Annotated in this window: 1 pseudogene; it reads left to right on the top strand. The window is 55.9% G+C overall.

Annotation, left to right across the window (positions count from 1 at the left end):
* A pseudogene (locus ACYQ3S_RS15730) lies at positions 1 to 297 on the top strand (gfo/Idh/MocA family oxidoreductase); the annotation flags it as partial.

The raw sequence follows: 297 nt of genomic DNA on the forward strand, positions 1-297 counted from the left end.
CGTATTATGAGACGTTTACGACCGCGCAACTGGAATTTGAGAACGGCGCTTCGGGCATGCTGATCGCGGCCCGCTGCTCGGGTCAGTGGGAGGAAACCATTGAACTGCATGGGAATAACCGCTCGGCGTTTATTAAAATGCCGGACAGCGTGACCGTGACGGATGCGGAAGAACAGCATAAAACTGCAATGACCCCGCTCGCTATGGGCTGGGCCAAATCCGAGGATAAGCTGGGCTTTACCAATGCAATCCGCCATTTCCTCGATTGTGTGCGCGACGGCAAAACCCCGCTGACCG

It is taken from the genome of Agathobaculum sp. TL06, from assembly GCF_054658635.1.